We start from the raw sequence: 16,034 nt of genomic DNA, 5'->3' as shown, positions 1-16,034 counted from the left end.
CCGGCACCGGTGACAGGATGTTGTCTGTTTAGTTTACGGCTTTGTCGTTGGGTTCGGCATAGGCTTTCTTGACCAGATCGCTCATGGGCATATTGAAGTTCACGCCCTTCGGAGGCACCGGGTTCATGAACCATTTGTCGTACAGCTTGGCCATTTCGCCGTCTTTCATCATGCCGGTTATCACGCCGTCGACTTCTTCCTTGAAGACCGGATCGCCTTTCTTCATGAAGAAGGCGTAGGGCTCGACGGACTGCGATGTGCCCACGACTTCCCAGTCGTTGGGGTTCTTGGCCAGCGTGCGCGCGCCCGACAGCAACACATCGTCCATCATGAAGGCCGACACGCGTCCCGACTGCAGTATGAGAAAGGCCTCGGCGTATTCCTTGGCGCTCTGTATGGTCATGTTGGCGTTGTCGTCGTCATTCATTTTGCGCAGAATCTTTTCGGACGTGGTGCCAGCCAGCGTCACCACCGACTTGCCATGGATGTCCTTGAAATCCTTGATGCCGCTTTTCTTGTTGACGAGCAGACGGGTTCCGGCGACGAAATAGGTATCGGCGAACTGAACCTGTTCCTGGCGCGACTTCAGGTTGGTTGCCACGCCGCAGGCCAGATCGACCGTGCCGTTCTGGACCAGCGTAAGGCGGTTCTGGGGCGTCAGCGGCATGAGGCGCACCGGCAGGTCCGGCTTGCCCACATCGGTCTTGATCTTGGCGATGATCTTGTTGCAGATGTCTTGCGCGAAACCGATGGGTTTCTGGTTCTCGTCATAATAGGAAAAGGGGATCGACGAAGTTCGGTGGCCGATGACCAGAATGTTATTGCTTTTGATCTTGCTGAGTGTGGGGCTTTTGCTGACATCTATCGCGGCCTGGGCGCAGGCCGCAACGGAGAGCAGGCCTAGCGCTGTGCCCAGCAATGCCGCCTTGAAGGATGATTTTGCTGCGTTCATGGTTTGTCTCCTGTTTTACGGAAAGTAAATTCTTTGGATTTGTTGCCGTGTTGCACGGCTTTATTTCTGCGGTAAGACTTCTTTTATCGTCTGGGTGAGGCGATTTACGATTTCACTGATGTCGGCGCCGGTGCAAATAAAGGGAGGGGCAAGCAATACGTGATCGCCTTGTTTGCCGTCGATGGTGCCGCCGGACGGATACATCAGCAGGCCGTTGGCCATGGCCTGGGTTTTTAGCAGGGCATGGAGTTTCTGTTTCGGGTCGATCGGGGCCTTGGTGTTTTTGTCTTGCACGAACTCTATTCCCGTGAAGAGTCCGCGACCGCGTATATCGCCCACATTGGGGTGGGCATCGAGCGCGTCGTGCAGTTCGGCGCGCAGCTGAGTACCGCGTGCCTGTACGTTGGCCAGGAGATTGTCGGCCTGTATGGCCCGTTGAACCGCCAATGCCGCGGCGCAGGCGGTGGCGTGGCCCATATAGGTGTGGCCGTGTTGGAAAAAGCCGCTGCCGGCGACGATTGCGTCGTAGATCCGGTCGCTGGCGACCATGGCGCCTATGGGCTGATAGCCTGCGCCCAGGCCTTTGGCAATAGCGATGATGTCGGGCACGACCTGGTCTTCGGCGCAGGCAAACAGGTGGCCGGTGCGGCCCATGCCGGACATGACTTCGTCGAGGATCAGCAGGACGCCATGGCGGTCGCAGACTTGCCGGATGCGCTGCAGATACGTCTTGACCGGAGGCAGGGCGCCGGCGGTGGCGCCCACCACGGTTTCCGCCACAAAGGCCGCCACGTTTTCAGGGCCGAGTTCAAGTATTTTTTGTTCCAGCTCATCGGCCAGGCGCGCGGCGTACTGCTCTTCGGTTTCCGTCGCGAGCTGGTCGCGGTAGGCGTAGCACGGCGAAACGTGATGGGCGGGAACCAGCAGTGGCAAGAACGGTTCGCGGCGCCAGGCGTTGCCGCCAATGGCCAGGGCGCCCAGGGTGTTGCCGTGATAGCTCTGCCGCCGTGCGATGAAGTGTTTGCGCGCAGGCTGCCCGATTTCCACAAAATACTGCCGGGCGAGCTTGAGGGAAGCTTCTACGGCTTCCGATCCGCCGGATACAAAGTAAACATGGTTCAGATCGCCGGGCGAGTGCTGTTGCAGGAAATCGGCCAGCTCTTCGGCGGGCCGCGTGGTGAAAAATGAGGAATGGGCGTAGGCAAGCTGGTCCAGCTGCTGTTTGATGGCCTTGATGACGGCGGGGTGGCCGTGGCCGAGGCACGATACCGCGGCGCCGCCGGAGGCGTCGATGTAGCTTCTGTTGTGCTGATCGAATAGTTCTATACCTTGGCCCCGAACGGCAAAATCGAGTTGTTGTTTGGGATTTCGGTGGAAAACGTGCGTCATGATTTGCTCTAAAGATGAATTCAACAATTGTTTCTTATATAATATATAAAGAAACAAATAAATCAATACGATTAATCCCTCGGCATATGCGGCCTGCTCAGTGACGGGTGCAGGTTGTTACGATTTTGACGGCGGCATTTTTATGCGCTCGACTCTAATAGCGCTATCGCTTGCACCTGTTCAGGCGATTCGTGGCATGCTCATTGCACCCGCTTTCGCGTGGGCTGGTTTTGCCATGGAGACGACAGCCATGGCTCGATATTCCGGGTTTTTTCGCCAACCGTTGTTTTTTTACATATCTTATGAACGAGAATAATCCACCGCAACATCTCGACGAACTGGTTGCATTGGTGCAGCGGGAATTCCCGCGCATGACGCAGCAATTTCAGGTGGGCGCGAAGTATCTGATCGATTTTCCCGCCGAAGTGCCTATCGCCTCCATGCGCAAGATTGCCGGGCAGGCGGGGGTGCAGCCGGCTACGCTGGTGCGCTTGGCGCAGCATCTGGGATTCGAGGGCTGGGAACCCCTGAAAGAGGTGTTTGTGCAGTCTTTTCGGCAAACGCCCAAGCTTTATACGATGCAGGCCAGGAAAGTGGTCCGGTCCAAGAATCCGCGCACGATGGTGGGCAAGACTTTGGCTTCGCAAGCGCGCAATCTGGCCTTGCTCGATGAATTGAACGGTGAGCGGCTGCCGGGGGCCGTCGACTTGTTGCTCAAGGCTCGTCGAGTGCATGTGGCGGGCTTCAGATCCTGTTTTGCGCCGGCCTTTGCATTCCATTATTTGTACCGCTTGTTCCGTCCCTCGGTGCTTATGTTGCGCGGCGATGCCGGCACGCTGGAAATGGAAGTCCGTGCGCTGGATGCGGCGGACGCGGTCGTAGTGATAAGTTTCGCGCCGTATTCGCAAGAGGCGTTGCAGGTGGCGCAGGCGGCGCACAAAGCGGGTTGCAAGGTGCTTGCGATATGCGATAGCGTACTTGCTCCCATGGCCCACGAGGCTGATGGAGTGTTGTTGTTTTCAACCGAAACACCATCGTTCTTCCCTTCTGTGGCAGCCGCGCAGGCGCTGATCGAGGTGCTGATCGAACAGTTGATGGTCAAAAGCGGCAAACAGGCGGTCAGCGAGATCGAGCTGGCCGAAACACAATTGCATCAGACCGGTGCCTATTTATAATATTTACAGGTTACAAGCGGGTTTTTTTTTATGTTGTCCTTGATTCAGCTGTCGGGTTCTCCTTATGACGTGGGCCAGTCGCTGGGGAAGTTCGGCGCCGAAGCGGCACACGCCCATCTGGTTTCGTCCCATGCCTGGCAAAGTGTAATGGCATGGAAAGGCACGCTGCAGGCGCGCGCCATGTCGGCGATGGTGCGAGAACATTTTCCTTCGATCTGGAATGAGCTCGACGGATTGGCCGCAGGGCTTGAGCTGCCGCTCGAAGAAGTGGTGTTGTGGAATTGCCGCGGCGATGTCTGGGCCATGGCTCCCGATGGCTGTACTACGGTGCAAGTACCTTTGGCGCGCGGCCCGCGCATTACTCATAATGAAGACGGCGATCCGGCGTTTGCGGGGCATTGCGCTATTGCCGAAATCGCAATCGACCAGGGCTCGCATTTTGCGTCTTTTGTGTATCCGGCTTCTATTCCCGGACATACTTTTGCGGTAACGGAAACCGGCCTGGTCATGACGGTGAATAATCTGCGCTGGCGCCAGGTGGCCGTGGGCGTACCGCGCATGGTGTTGACACGGGCGGTGCTGGATCAGGGCAGTGTGCCTGCGGCGCTGAGTTTGTTGCGCACCATCCCTCGGGCGGGAGGCTTCCATTTAAGTCTGGCGCAGCGCGGGCAGCCGGATTTGCTAAGCGTGGAGTTCAGCACGATGGGTGTTTCCAGCCAGCCTGTGCAGATTCCCTCTTTGCACGCCAATCATGCAATACATGCTTCGATGCGTGATTTTCCGCAGATTATTACGAAGTCGTCGCTGTGTCGCCAGCAGTCGGGCGATGCAATGCTGGACACGGTACAGGATCCTCTGGCGATCCTGGCGGATCAGCGCAACGCGGACTTTCCTGTTTATCGCAACGCGCTCGATGACAGCGACGGTGAAAACACCATGGCCACTGCCGATATGCACGTCGGGGCCGATGCGGTGCGCTGGCAGGTTTATGAACGTCCCGGAGGGCCGGCGCGTTTCCAGTTGATCGATGCCCGGATCCGCTAAGGGATCAATCTCGGTATCTACTGTTTGGCCAGGCGGCCCAGGGCGTCTCCCGTGACCCTGACGATACGCCAGTCGGGCAGGATTTCGGCGCCATGGCGTTTGTAGAAATCGATGGCATTCTGGTTCCAGTCCAACACCGTCCATTCGAAGCGGCCGCAATCCAGTTCGATGGCAAGCCGAGCAAGGTGCCTTAAAGCCATGCTGCCCAGGCCTATTCCCCGATGCGCCGGTTGAACGTAAATATCTTCGAGATAGAGACCGCGTTTGTCGAGAAAACTGGAGTAATTGTGAAACCACATAACGTAGGCGACCGGCCGGTCCGGCTCGGCTTCGGCATGGATGACCAGACAGTTCGCCGCGGGATGCCGGCCGAAAAGACTGTTGCGCAGGCTGTCTTCGTTCGCTTTGAATATTTCAGTCAGTTTCTCGAATGTGGCCATTTCGAGCATCAGCGCGTGTATGTGAGGGATGTCCTGTTCGCGGGCGGGCCGCAGATGGTAATGCTCCTGCATTGATCCGTGCTTGGCCGGCGCGTAGCTGGCCGGCGCCTGAGGCTGGTAACCGCTGTTTACGTCTTTCACACCTGTTCCTTTGTTTGGCGCTATGCTTGGGTTGAGGCTTGTTTTGTTATTGTATTGGAAGGGCGCGATCTTCCGTTCGTCGAGTCGGCAGGGAACCGTTTTCCGGCGCGCGAGTCATAGCAGGGGCGGCTCTTGTGTCCGTCCATGGCTTATACAACAAGGAGTTTAAAGTATGTCTTTATCGAATCGTGGATGGCAGCAGGCAATCGCTGCCGGTTTGGTTCTGACTTCGGCTTATTCCGTGACCGCAATTGCCCAGGAGGCCAGTGCTTCGGGCGAGGTGCGCCGCGTCGACGCCGCCGAAGGGAAAATCACAATCAAGCATGGTGCGATCGCCGATCTGCAATTACCGGCCATGACGCTGGTGTATCAGATCGATCCCGCCTTGCTCAAGGGCATACAGGCGGGGGACAAGGTCAGCTTTACCGCCAAGCGCGACAATGGCAAATATGTGGTGACGAAAATCAAGAAGTAAGCGGCACCGCAAAAATCATCCCCGCCTCCGCCGTGCCTGGATCGTCGCGGCGCAATGGGCGGCGACCCAGGCATCCAACTGATCGGCTACAGCACATACCGTGCCAGGTCCTGGCTGTTCGCGGCTTCTTCCAGCTTGTCGTTCACGTAAGCGGCATCGATGGTGACATTGCGGCCGCTGCTTGCGGTGGCGTCGAACGACAAGTCTTCGAGCAGCTTTTCCATGACGGTATACAGGCGTCGGGCACCAATGTTCTCGGTGCGTTCGTTGACGTCGAAGGCCAGTTCGGCCAATCTTTTTACGCCTTCGTCAGTGAACGTAAGCGTAACGTCTTCGGTGGCCATCAGCGCGCTGTATTGCTTGGTCAGCGAGGCGTCCGTGTCGCACAGTATGCGCACGAAGTCTTCCGCCGATAAAGAATCGAGCTCGACCCGGATCGGAAAACGGCCTTGCAGTTCCGGTATCAGGTCCGACGGGCGCGACAGGTGAAAAGCGCCCGAAGCGATGAACAGAATGTGGTCGGTGCGCACTACGCCGTATTTGGTGTTGACGGTGGTGCCTTCGACCAAAGGCAGCAGATCGCGCTGCACGCCTTGGCGCGACACATCCCCGCCCGCGTGCTCCTGGCGCGAAGCGATTTTGTCGATTTCATCAAGAAAGACAATGCCGTTCTGTTCGGCATTCGTGACGGCAACCGTGCGCAGATCTTCTTCGTTGATGCGTCGCGAAGCTTCTTCTTCGGTCAATAGCTTGAAGGCCTCTTTGATGGGCATTTTGCGTGATTTCTTTTTGTCGCGCCCCATGCCTGCAAACATGCCTTTGAGCTGCTCGGTCATTTCTTCCATGCCGGGAGGCGCCATGATTTCCATTTGCGGCGCCATTTGAGCCACTTCAATCTCGATTTCCATATCGTCGATTTTGTGTTCACGCAGTCGCTTGCGAAACGTCTGCCGCGCAGCATTGTCTTCGCGTTCAGGTTCGCCGTGGGCGTTGCGCGGCGGCGAGACCAGCACATCGAGTATGCGATCCTCGGCGGCGTCTTCGGCCAGGCTGCGTACGCGGCGCATTTCAATGTCGCGCGTCTGCTTGATCGAGATTTCAACCAGGTCCCGGATAATTGTATCGACGTCGCGGCCCACGTAACCGACTTCGGTGAATTTGGTGGCTTCGATCTTGATGAATGGCGCGTTGGCGAGCTTGGCCAGGCGGCGCGCGATTTCGGTTTTGCCCACACCGGTGGGCCCGATCATCAGGATGTTCTTGGGCAGAATTTCGGTGCGCAAAGGTTCGGGCACTTGCTGGCGCCGCCAGCGGTTGCGCAGGGCAACGGCAACGGAACGCTTGGCGCGGTTTTGCCCGACGATGTTTTTATCGAGTTCGGAGACGATTTCCCCGGGAGTCATGGTGGTAGCTGACATGGTGACAGGTGTTCGGCGTTTAAAGGGTTTCGACGATGTGGTTTTGATTTGTGTAAATACACAAATCGCCGGCGATTTCGAGCGATTTCTTGACGATATCGGCTGGCGCCATGTCGGTGTTGTGGAGCAGGGCGAGGGCGGCCGATTGCGCGTAGGCGCCGCCCGAACCAATGGCTGCCATGCCGTGTTCGGGTTCGAGCACATCGCCGTTGCCGGTCAGCACCAGGGTATGTTCGCTGTCGGCCACGATCAGCATGGCTTCGAGGCGGCGCAGCGCGCGATCGGTGCGCCAGTCGCGAGTCAGTTCGACGGCGGCTCGCATCAGGTGGCCTTGGTGTTTTTCGAGCTTGGCTTCGAAGCGTTCCTGCAGGGTGAATGCGTCGGCGGTCGCGCCGGCGAAACCTGCCAGCACCTTGTCGTGATACAAGCGGCGGATTTTGCGCGCGGTGGCCTTGATGACGATGTTGCCCAGGGTCACCTGGCCGTCGCCGCCCAAGGCCACTTGATTGCCGCGGCGAACGCTGATGATGGTTGTGGCGTGAAATTGTTCCATGGATTTCTTCCTTTGAACCTAGCAGATGGGGGTAAAAGCCCAAAATTCAAGGGGAGGTGGGATCCTTCCCGATACGCTGCTTTGCGCGAGTGCGGGGTTTGTAATGACGGGGCCGAGGTCGAGGTCGGTGACGGGACGGGTTCTAAATTCGCGGCCCCGGCTGAGCATCCCCCTCCGGTTCCCCCACTCACCTCCGGGGGATCGCCCACCCTCTCTGCTCCTACTGAAGCTGGCACAGGGCGTAGAACGATAATCTGACCTTTTGTGCGCTAGGAGCCCATAACCGTTCGTCTACGGCCGAGCGGAGAGGATAGGGCAGCTCGCTTCAGCTCGCAACTACCCCGGACCGAACCGGCTGGATCAGCCCCAGCGATGCGAACCCGCCCGGAATCAATCTCCGTAGAGCTTTTGGCGCATTTCGCGCCGTTCCTGGGCTTCGAGCGACAGCGTGGCGGTGGGACGGGCCAGCAGGCGGGCCAGCCCGATCGGCTCGCCGGTTTCTTCGCACCAGCCGTATTCGCCCGAATCGATTCGCGTGATCGATTGTTGCACCTTCTTGAGCAGCTTGCGTTCCCGGTCGCGGGTGCGCAGCTCAAGCGCGTGCTCTTCCTCGATCGTGGCGCGATCGGCCGGATCGGGCACGAATTGCGTCTCACGCAGGTTTTCGGTAGTGGTACCCGCATTACTGATGATGTCTTGTTCCAGTTGCCGCAAGCGGTCTTTGAAGAACGCCAACTGGGCTTCGTTCATGTAGTCCGATTCAGGCATGGCCAACAGTTCTTTTTCTGTCAGCAGGTGATTCTGAACGGCGGTGGCTGCAGATTTGCTTACCATGGTGTACCCCTTTTTATATGTGATGTTGGCTCTCGTAACCCGTGTCGCTATCTCCGGCGACGTGGTTCGCTATGAGGCCAGGCATTGTTCTAAGCCCCGGGTAAAAATTTCTTCGGGGAGTTTATGGCCGATAAATACCATTTTGGTATTAGGTTTTTCACTGGACATCCAGGGCTTTCCGGGCTCCGCCCCCATCATCATGTGCACGCCTTGGAACAGCATACGACGATTGATGCCTTTAAGATACAAAATACCTTTGTATCGAAGCAGATCAGGCCCATAAACCTGGACGATACCGCTTAGGAATTCTTCCAGGCGCTCTGGATCGAAAGCCTTGTTCGAGCGGAAAACAAAGGCGCCGATGGTGTCATCGTGGTGGGCATGATGATGATCATGGTGGTGATGTGCGCAGTGCTCGTCGTCGCAATCGTCGTCATGGTCATGGTCGTGATGATCGTGATCGTGAGCTGCATCCGGGTGCTCTTCGGCAAGGAACTCGGGATCGATGTCGAGGATGGTATTGAGATTGAAGCCGCTGATATCGAGGAGCGCCTTGATATCGGTTTCGCCAAAATTGACGGGAGTGATCGAGGCGCGCGGATTCATGTGCACCAGGCGCGAGCGCAATGCCTGGTAATCGACTTCGTTGACCAGGTCTTTCTTGGAAATCAGGATGCGATCGGCAAAACCGACCTGTTTTTGCGCTTCTTCCTGTTTGTCGAGGGTTTCCATGCCGTGTTTGGCATCGACGACGGTAATGACGGCGTCCAGGCGGTAGTAGTCGGCAATGTCGTCGTCCATGAAGAAAGTCTGGCACACGGGGCCTGGGTTGGCCATGCCGGTGGTTTCGATCACGATGCGCTCGAACGTAACGGTGCCCTCTTCACGCTTGATGCGCAGGTCGTTCAGGGTGCGCATCAGGTCGCCGCGCACTGTGCAGCACACGCAGCCGTTGCTGAGTTCGATGATTTGCTCGTCGCTATCCTGCACCAGAAGATCGTTGTCGATGCTTTCGGGTCCGAATTCGTTTTCGATGACCGCAATGCGGCGACCGTGGTATTCGGTCAGGATGCGTTTCAGCAGGGTGGTTTTACCTGCACCGAGAAAGCCAGTAAGAATGGTAACCGGTACCATTTTGTCCGGATTGGGAGCGGTTTTCATCATGGGCCTCGCTACTCGCGGGTCAAAAAATAGAAGACGCTCAAATCAGTGTGGCGGCTACCGTTAATTTTGTACCGCGAAAAAAATTCAACATGCGATTACAGCACAGCATGCGTTTTAGAGCAAATAAAACCCCGTTTGCTTACTCTTTAGTGGAAATCATGCAATTAAATCAAGCGATTAGTGACATCAGTGGGCATGCGCCGGTTTGGCGGGCGTCAGGGTGTGGCAGCGCTTGCACAGGGCGCGCAGCTCGGTTTCATGGCTGGCCAATATGAAGCCGGCGCCCGCCACTTTCTGGGCCAGTTGATGGCTCAGGGCCGGATCGCTGAGTTCGGCGACGGCACCGCATTGGGTGCAAATGATCAACAGATCGTGCGGCTCGCCGGCGGCATCCAGGCAGGCGGCCCAGGCATTGATGGCGTCCAGCCGGTGTATCAGTCCTTCTTCAACCAGGAAATCCAGTGCGCGGTATACCGTGGGAGGCGCTGCGCCGCTTTGTATATGCCGTATTTCATCCAGCAGTTCGTAAGCCTTCAGGCTGCGTTGCTGGCGCAACAGGATTTCCAGAACCTTGCGCCGAATGGGCGTAAGGCGTTTGCCGCGTTGCAGGCACAGGGATTCGGCTGTGTTCAGCTGTTTGGCAATGGCGGCGGGTGTGAGGCGCGGATCTGGCATAGGAATGGATTGACGGCAATACCGGCCCCGGCCGCGGAATTGAACGACAGGGCATCCGGTGCTTGAGGTGTCATCGTCAGCGTAGTGTTAGAATAGTTATGTTATAACATAACAAACATACTCTTCAATTCTTCGCATCGCCATGCCGTCTCCTCCTGTTCATTCCAGCCATCCGCCCTCCTACCGCGGCTCGGGGCTTCTCGCGTCGTGCGGCGAGCGTGTGGCGCGTGTGACCCTTGTTGTCGTGCTCATGTGGGGGCTGACAGGCTGGGCCATGGGTTGGTGGCCAGGTTGACGCCGCAATGAGCACGGTAATCGAGCTGGATCAGGTGTCGCTGGGATGGCGCGATCGGGTTGCCGTGCGCGATGTCAGCGGCGCTTTCGAACGGGGCTCCCTGACGGCGATTGTAGGCCCCAACGGGGCCGGAAAATCCACTTTGGTCAAAGGCATCATGGGCGTGCTCAGCCCCTTGCGGGGCCAGATTCGCCTGATGGACGACGCGCGCAACGAAATGGCCTGCCTGCCGCAGGTGGGCGAGCTGGATCGGAGTTTTCCCATCAGCACGTATGATCTGGTCGCCATGGGGGCATGGCGTCGTGTCGGCGCATGGGGGCGTTTCGATGCCGTTGAGCACGAGCGAGTGCGGCAGGCGCTTGAAACGGTCGGCCTGGCCGATTTTGGGGCACGCATTATTGGAACCTTGTCCGGTGGGCAACTGCAACGCGCGCTGTTTGCGCGCCTGTTGCTGCATGATGCGCAAACCTTGCTGCTCGATGAGCCTTTTGCGGCCGTGGACCGGTCCACGACCGACGACTTGATGGCGCTGCTGCAGCGCTGGAACAACGAGGGCCGCACCGTGATTGCCGTCTTGCATGATCTGGACATGGTGCGGGCGTCTTTCCCGCGCGCCTTGCTGATGGCGGGCCAATCGGTGGCCTGGGGGGCCACCGCCGAGGTCCTGACCCCGGAAAACCTGCATTTGGCCCGCCATTTGTGCGCGGGGGACTACTAAAATGTGGTTGTACGACTGGTTATTCAGGCCGTTTGTCGAGTATGGCTTCATGGGCCGCGCCTTGGCGGGTTCGTTTGCGCTGGCGTTTGCCGCGGGGCCCTTGGGTGTATTCCTGGTGTTGCGTCGCATGAGCCTGATGGGCGATGCGATGGCGCATGCGATCCTGCCGGGTGTCGCCGTGGGGTTTCTGACAGCGGGCCTGTCCCTGAGTGCCATGACCATTGGGGGCATGGTGACCGGCCTGGTCGTGGCCATGCTGGCGGGCGCCGTGGCGCGCATGACCCCCTTGCGCGAAGACGCCAGCTTTGCTGCCTTTTATCTGATTTCTCTGGGGCTGGGAGTATTGCTGGTGTCGCTGCGCGGTTCGAACATGGATCTGATTCATGTCTTGTTCGGCACCGTCCTGGGGCTGGACGATGCCTCCCTGCTGCTGGTTACCATCAGCAGCAGCATCACTCTGCTGATGATGGCCATCATTTTCCGGCCGCTGGTGGTCGAGTGCCTTGATCCGGGCTTTCTGCGCGCGGAGCGCGGCGCCGGGTCGCTCAGCCATATGGTGTTTCTGGTATTGCTGGTCATGACCCTGGTTGCGGGTTTTCAGGTGCTGGGTACGCTGATGGTCGTGGGCATCATGATGCTGCCGGCCACAGCGGCACGTTTCTGGGCGCGTTCGGCGGGCCGGCAAATGGTGCTGGCCGGCGCCATAGGCACTTTTTCGTCTTATTTTGGTCTGTTGATTTCCTACCACGCCAATGTGCCGGCGTCGCCGGCGATTATTCTGTCTGCCGGCGCGATCTATTTTCTGTCGGTTGCCCTGGGGCCGCTGGGTGGTTTATTGCAGGCGGCGCGACAAATGCGCGCCAGGCATCGCCGTTTGTCCCGGATTTCGGAGTAGCCCGATGTTCAGTCTGTTTTTACAGTACGGAGAGTCCTTATGTCGAGAAAGCTTGTAGTGGATGCACGCGTCGCGGCGCGCCGCCGTTGCGTGCTGGCAGCGCTGGCCAGTGTTGCCCTGCTGGCCGGTTCTCTGGCCCGTGCCGCCGAACCGGCGCCGCTTCGGGTGGTGGCCAGTTTTTCGGTGCTGGGCGATATGGTGCACGAGATCGGAGGCGACCATATCGCTTTGACCACGATAGTGGGTCCCAATGGCGATGCGCATACATTCGAGCCGACGCCCAAGGATTCAAAGGCCTTGGCGCAGGCCCGGATCCTGTTCGTGAACGGGCTGGGCTTTGAGACCTGGATGCCGCGCCTCGTGAAGGCCTCGGGCTTCAATGGCCTGGAGGTGGTGGCGAGCAAAGGGGTGACGCCGCGCACTTTGAGCGATGCCGAGCAGGCACTCGAAGCGGCGGAAGAGCGGCGTGAGAAGTCGAGCCATGCCGGGCACAATGCCAAGGTCAAGGCGCACGGACATCATGCGGCCGAAAAGGTTGACGATGAGCCGTCCCGCGAAGCGGCTTATGGCAACATCGACCCGCATGCCTGGCAGAGCCTGGCCAACGGCCTTATCTATGTGCAAAATATTACCGCCGGATTGAGCAAGGTCGATCCGGCGCATGCGGCCGATTACAAGGCCCGCGCAGAGATCTACACGGCGCGAATCAAAAGCCTGGATGCCAAGCTCAAGCAGGCGCTGGCGGCGATTCCCGAGGCGCGGCGCAAGGTGGTGACATCGCACGACGCGTTTGGCTATTTCGGGCTGGCATACGGCGTCCAGTTCATTTCGGCGGTGGGCATTTCCAACGAGGCCGAACCCTCGGCCAAAGAGGTGGCCAGGCTGATTGATCAGATCAAGAAGAATCACATTCCCGCCGTGTTCGTCGAGAACATCACAAGCCCCAAGCTGGTCCGGCAGATTGCCCGCGAAACGGGCGCCAAGATAGGCGGGGTGCTGTATTCCGACGCCCTGGCCCCAGGTGATCAGCCGGCCAGCACATACCTGGGCATGTTTGAATGGAATGCGGGGAAACTGATCTACGCATTGGATCCCAAGCAGAAATAATATGCCGGGCTCCGTGGGATGGTTCGTCGCAAAAATTCCGTGGAGGTGTTTTGCGACAAGGTTCCACAGGCTTGCTTTTCGCGGGAGCTACGGCTTGTGCGCGTCTATCTCTTGCGATTGGCGCGCGGATGCGCCTGGTCGTACACCTTGGCCAGGTGTTGAAAATCGAGCTTGGTGTAAATCTGGGTCGTGGAAATATTGGCGTGGCCGAGCATGTCCTGCACGGCGCGCAAGTCTTGCGCCGACTGCAATAAATGGCTCGCGAAGCTGTGGCGCAGGATATGGGGGTGCACGTGTACCGGCAGGCCAGTTTTGGTGGCCAGCTTATTGAGCTGCAACTGCACGACCCGGGGCGAAATGCGTTTGCCGCGGGTGCCCAGAAACAGGGCGGCGGCGTCGCCGACTGCGCTTGTCGCGGAATCCGTGCCGGAAGGTCGCGGTGCGGCGGCAGAATCCTTGGTGCGAACCGGTAAGGGCGCAACGGCGCCGGGCGGCACAAACTGATGCCGTACCTCCAGCCATGTGCGGATTGCGGCGATTGCCTTGCCGCCTAGCGGTACATTGCGTGTCTTGCCCCCTTTGCCTTTGACGATGACTTCGTGCTCGTCGGGCAGAATCCAGCTTTGCGATTCGTAGCCCTCGGCCCGCGTGTAGCGCACGTCGAGGCTGACCAGTTCGGCCAGCCGCAAGCCGCTGGAATACAGCACTTCGAACATGGCCTGGTCGCGGCGTTCCGTGGGCGTGTTGGGGTCGGGCAAGCCGGGATGGTCCAGCAGTACCTGGGCCTGCTCGACGGACAGGGCTTTGGGTAGGCTGCGCGGAGCCTTGGGGGCGCGTATGCCGGCAACCGGGTTGCTGGCGATTCCGCATTGCGGCGACCACCATTGGTAGAAGCCGCGCCAGGCGGCCAGCGCGCGAGCCAGGCTGCGCGGTTTCAGCCCCTGTCCGTGCAAACGGGCAATCGATTGCCGGATGTGGCTTTCAGTGACGCGTTCGATGGGCGTGTCGGGCAGGCACTCGACGAGATGGCGCAGATCGTGGCGATATCCGTCGAGGGTATGAGAGGAATAGCGGCGATTGGCCCCCAGGTGCGTCAGCCATTGCTCCATGGGTGCGGGCAGGGTGGACATGGGCTAGGCCCCGGCACCGCATGAATCATGCAAGTTCGATGGACTCATGGAGTGCCTCGGGGGTTCATGCCTCGCCTTTCAGGCGACTCAGGCCGGCGCTGGCCAGCTCGTTGATGGTATCCAGGAACGATGTGCCCATGTCGTCGGTGAAGCGGGCAGGGTCGTCCGAGCCCAGGACCAGCAGGCCGAAGGGGGTGTCGGCGCCGATCGGCTTGAGCGCGATGATAGCCAGCGATGCCGGAGCCGTACCCAGCCATCCTGCCGCCTCCTGGTCTTGTAGCGGACCGCAGTAAGGACGGGTCAGGGCCGCCGCATAGTCTTTGATCGAGTTGCCGACGTCCTGGGTCAGCTCGCTGTCGACCAGCCTGGGCAAATCCCACAGGCGCAAGGCGACGCTGGGCAAGTCGAAGAGATCGCTCAGATTGCGCACAATGTGCCCGGGGATCTGAACCGGATCGGTCTCGGCCAGCATTTTGCAGCACCAGGAATGAAGGGACTTGCCGATCTTTTCGTTGCCGGCGGCGTTGCCGATCAGGCCTGAGAGCCGCCATTCAAGTTCCTTGGTTTTGGCGCGCAAGGTCATGATCTGGCGCTCGCCCAGCGAGATCGCACGGGTTTCGTGGGGATGCGGTACCCGCAGATTGGCGAACAGTTCGGCGTGATCCTGAAGGAAGTCGGGATTTTCTTTTAGGAACAGGGCGATGTCTTCGGCGGAAATGCTCTCGGCGCTCATAGTGGTGATGGCTCTTTGAAGTTAAAGGTGGCGGTCAGGGCGTCGATGTCGATCTGGCCTTTGAATACGGTGACTGCCGGACCGCTCATGGTGAGTCCGGCGCCATCCCAGGCAACCGTGAGCGGCCCACCCCGGGTATGGACCTGAACCGGGCTGTCGAGCAGGCCGCGGCGTATGCCGGCCGCCACAGCCGCGCAGGCGCCGGTGCCGCAAGCCAGCGTTTCGCCGGCACCGCGCTCATAGACCCGCAGCTTGATGGTGTGGCGGTCTACGATCTGCATGAATCCGGCATTGACTCTTTTGGCAAAACGCGGATGCGCTTCGATAAGCGGCCCCTGGGTGGCAACTGGAGCGGTATTGACGTCGGCCACGACCTGCACCGCGTGCGGGTTGGAAATGGCCACGAGCGACAGTTCCACCGCGCTGCCGTTGGGCAGCGGCAGCGTCCAGATTGTATCGATGCCGCTGGGCGCGGATTGCAGGCCCTGGGTATCGAACGGCAGAGCCTCCGGCTCGAAACGAGTCTGGCCCATTTCTACCGTAACGTCGCCATTGTCGGTCTGGTTGAGTACGAGCAGGCCGGTGGCGATTTCCGCGCGCAGCGGATTGCGCCCCGACAGGCCCTGTTCGTGCACGAAACGCACAAAACAGCGCGCTCCGTTGCCGCAATGTTCGACCTCGCCGCCGTCGGCGTTGAAAATCCGGTAGCGGAAATCGGCTTCGGGGTGGCTGGGCGCCTCGACCAGCAAAAGCTGGTCGGCGCCGATGCCGAAATGGCGGTCGGCCAGCGCCCGCGCGCGTTCGGGCGTCATTTCCAAATGTTGACGCACTCCGTCGAGCACGACAAAGTCGTTGCCTGCTCCGTGCATTTTCGAGAAATTCCAGATCATGTTCGA

The 16,034-nt window shown here is 59.1% G+C and carries 17 protein-coding genes; 6 read left to right on the top strand and 11 right to left on the bottom strand.

Annotated elements, in window-relative coordinates; all coding sequences use genetic code 11:
- Positions 1–28 precede the first annotated feature (28 nt).
- Complete coding sequence (locus ACYVIS_RS02270) at positions 29–952, bottom strand: transporter substrate-binding domain-containing protein (RefSeq protein WP_232742160.1); 924 nt, start codon at positions 950–952, stop codon at positions 29–31.
- Positions 953–1,012: 60 nt separating this feature from the next.
- Positions 1,013–2,341, bottom strand: coding sequence for an aspartate aminotransferase family protein (locus tag ACYVIS_RS02265; RefSeq protein WP_460873142.1), 1,329 nt, complete (start codon positions 2,339–2,341; stop codon positions 1,013–1,015).
- 302 nt (positions 2,342–2,643) lie between these two features.
- On the opposite strand from ACYVIS_RS02265, the gene ACYVIS_RS02260 reads away from it, so the two are divergent.
- Positions 2,644–3,516: a MurR/RpiR family transcriptional regulator gene (locus tag ACYVIS_RS02260; protein ID WP_232742162.1), complete on the top strand. Its 873-nt coding sequence runs from the start codon at positions 2,644–2,646 to the stop codon at positions 3,514–3,516.
- Between the two features lie 30 nt (positions 3,517–3,546).
- Positions 3,547–4,560 (top strand): C45 family autoproteolytic acyltransferase/hydolase, encoded by a 1,014-nt coding sequence (locus ACYVIS_RS02255; RefSeq protein ID WP_460873141.1) that lies wholly within the window; start codon positions 3,547–3,549, stop codon positions 4,558–4,560.
- Positions 4,561–4,577: 17 nt separating this feature from the next.
- Here ACYVIS_RS02255 and ACYVIS_RS02250 read toward each other — a convergent pair whose 3' ends face one another.
- Complete coding sequence (locus ACYVIS_RS02250; protein ID WP_460873191.1) at positions 4,578–5,072, bottom strand: GNAT family N-acetyltransferase; 495 nt, start codon at positions 5,070–5,072, stop codon at positions 4,578–4,580.
- A 241-nt stretch (positions 5,073–5,313) separates the two neighbouring features.
- Here ACYVIS_RS02250 and ACYVIS_RS02245 point away from each other — a divergent pair, with 241 nt between their 5' ends.
- Positions 5,314–5,616 carry a copper-binding protein gene (locus tag ACYVIS_RS02245; protein ID WP_232742164.1) on the top strand — a complete coding sequence of 101 codons (303 nt, stop codon included), beginning with the start codon at positions 5,314–5,316 and terminating at the stop codon, positions 5,614–5,616.
- Positions 5,617–5,702: 86 nt separating this feature from the next.
- On the opposite strand, the gene hslU is transcribed toward ACYVIS_RS02245, so the two are convergent.
- The 5 genes from hslU to ACYVIS_RS02220 form a co-directional block, all read right to left on the bottom strand.
- The gene (hslU, locus tag ACYVIS_RS02240) at positions 5,703–7,034 is read right to left on the bottom strand and encodes an ATP-dependent protease ATPase subunit HslU (protein WP_232742165.1); all 1,332 of its coding nucleotides are present in this window, start codon (positions 7,032–7,034) and stop codon (positions 5,703–5,705) included.
- A gap of 19 nt (positions 7,035–7,053) precedes the next feature.
- On the bottom strand, positions 7,054–7,587 hold the full coding sequence (gene hslV / locus ACYVIS_RS02235; RefSeq protein WP_232742166.1) for an ATP-dependent protease subunit HslV: 534 nt from the start codon (positions 7,585–7,587) through the stop codon (positions 7,054–7,056).
- A gap of 390 nt (positions 7,588–7,977) precedes the next feature.
- Entirely contained in the window at positions 7,978–8,421 is a 444-nt protein-coding gene (gene dksA, locus ACYVIS_RS02230; protein ID WP_232742167.1) for an RNA polymerase-binding protein DksA, read from the bottom strand.
- Between the two features lie 69 nt (positions 8,422–8,490).
- On the bottom strand, positions 8,491–9,582 hold the full coding sequence (locus ACYVIS_RS02225; RefSeq protein WP_232744749.1) for a CobW family GTP-binding protein: 1,092 nt from the start codon (positions 9,580–9,582) through the stop codon (positions 8,491–8,493).
- Positions 9,583–9,771: 189 nt separating this feature from the next.
- Positions 9,772–10,260, bottom strand: a complete 489-nt coding sequence (locus tag ACYVIS_RS02220; protein ID WP_232742168.1) for a Fur family transcriptional regulator — start codon at positions 10,258–10,260, stop codon at positions 9,772–9,774.
- Between the two features lie 302 nt (positions 10,261–10,562).
- On the opposite strand from ACYVIS_RS02220, the gene ACYVIS_RS02215 reads away from it, so the two are divergent.
- The 3 genes from ACYVIS_RS02215 to ACYVIS_RS02205 are packed head-to-tail and all read left to right on the top strand — an operon-like array spanning position 10,563 to position 13,275.
- Positions 10,563–11,273 carry a metal ABC transporter ATP-binding protein gene (locus tag ACYVIS_RS02215; RefSeq protein ID WP_232742169.1) on the top strand — a complete coding sequence of 237 codons (711 nt, stop codon included), beginning with the start codon at positions 10,563–10,565 and terminating at the stop codon, positions 11,271–11,273.
- Position 11,274: 1 nt separating this feature from the next.
- On the top strand, positions 11,275–12,168 hold the full coding sequence (locus tag ACYVIS_RS02210; protein WP_232742170.1) for a metal ABC transporter permease: 894 nt from the start codon (positions 11,275–11,277) through the stop codon (positions 12,166–12,168).
- 39 nt (positions 12,169–12,207) lie between these two features.
- On the top strand, positions 12,208–13,275 hold the full coding sequence (locus tag ACYVIS_RS02205) for a metal ABC transporter substrate-binding protein (RefSeq protein WP_460873140.1): 1,068 nt from the start codon (positions 12,208–12,210) through the stop codon (positions 13,273–13,275).
- A 104-nt stretch (positions 13,276–13,379) separates the two neighbouring features.
- Here ACYVIS_RS02205 and ACYVIS_RS02200 read toward each other — a convergent pair whose 3' ends face one another.
- The 3 genes from ACYVIS_RS02200 to dapF form a co-directional block, all read right to left on the bottom strand.
- Complete coding sequence (locus ACYVIS_RS02200; RefSeq protein ID WP_460873139.1) at positions 13,380–14,405, bottom strand: tyrosine recombinase XerC; 1,026 nt, start codon at positions 14,403–14,405, stop codon at positions 13,380–13,382.
- 64 nt (positions 14,406–14,469) lie between these two features.
- Positions 14,470–15,138 (bottom strand): DUF484 family protein, encoded by a 669-nt coding sequence (locus tag ACYVIS_RS02195; protein ID WP_232742173.1) that lies wholly within the window; start codon positions 15,136–15,138, stop codon positions 14,470–14,472.
- Positions 15,135–16,028, bottom strand: coding sequence for a diaminopimelate epimerase (gene dapF, locus ACYVIS_RS02190; protein WP_460873138.1), 894 nt, complete (start codon positions 16,026–16,028; stop codon positions 15,135–15,137). Before dapF ends, ACYVIS_RS02195 begins: the two co-directional genes overlap by 4 nt.
- Between the last annotated feature and the right edge of the window lie 6 nt (positions 16,029–16,034).

The organism is Paralcaligenes ginsengisoli, assembly GCF_054781135.1.
The sequence above is the reverse complement of the archived record's forward strand: the minus strand, read 5'-3'. Positions and strand labels throughout refer to the sequence as shown.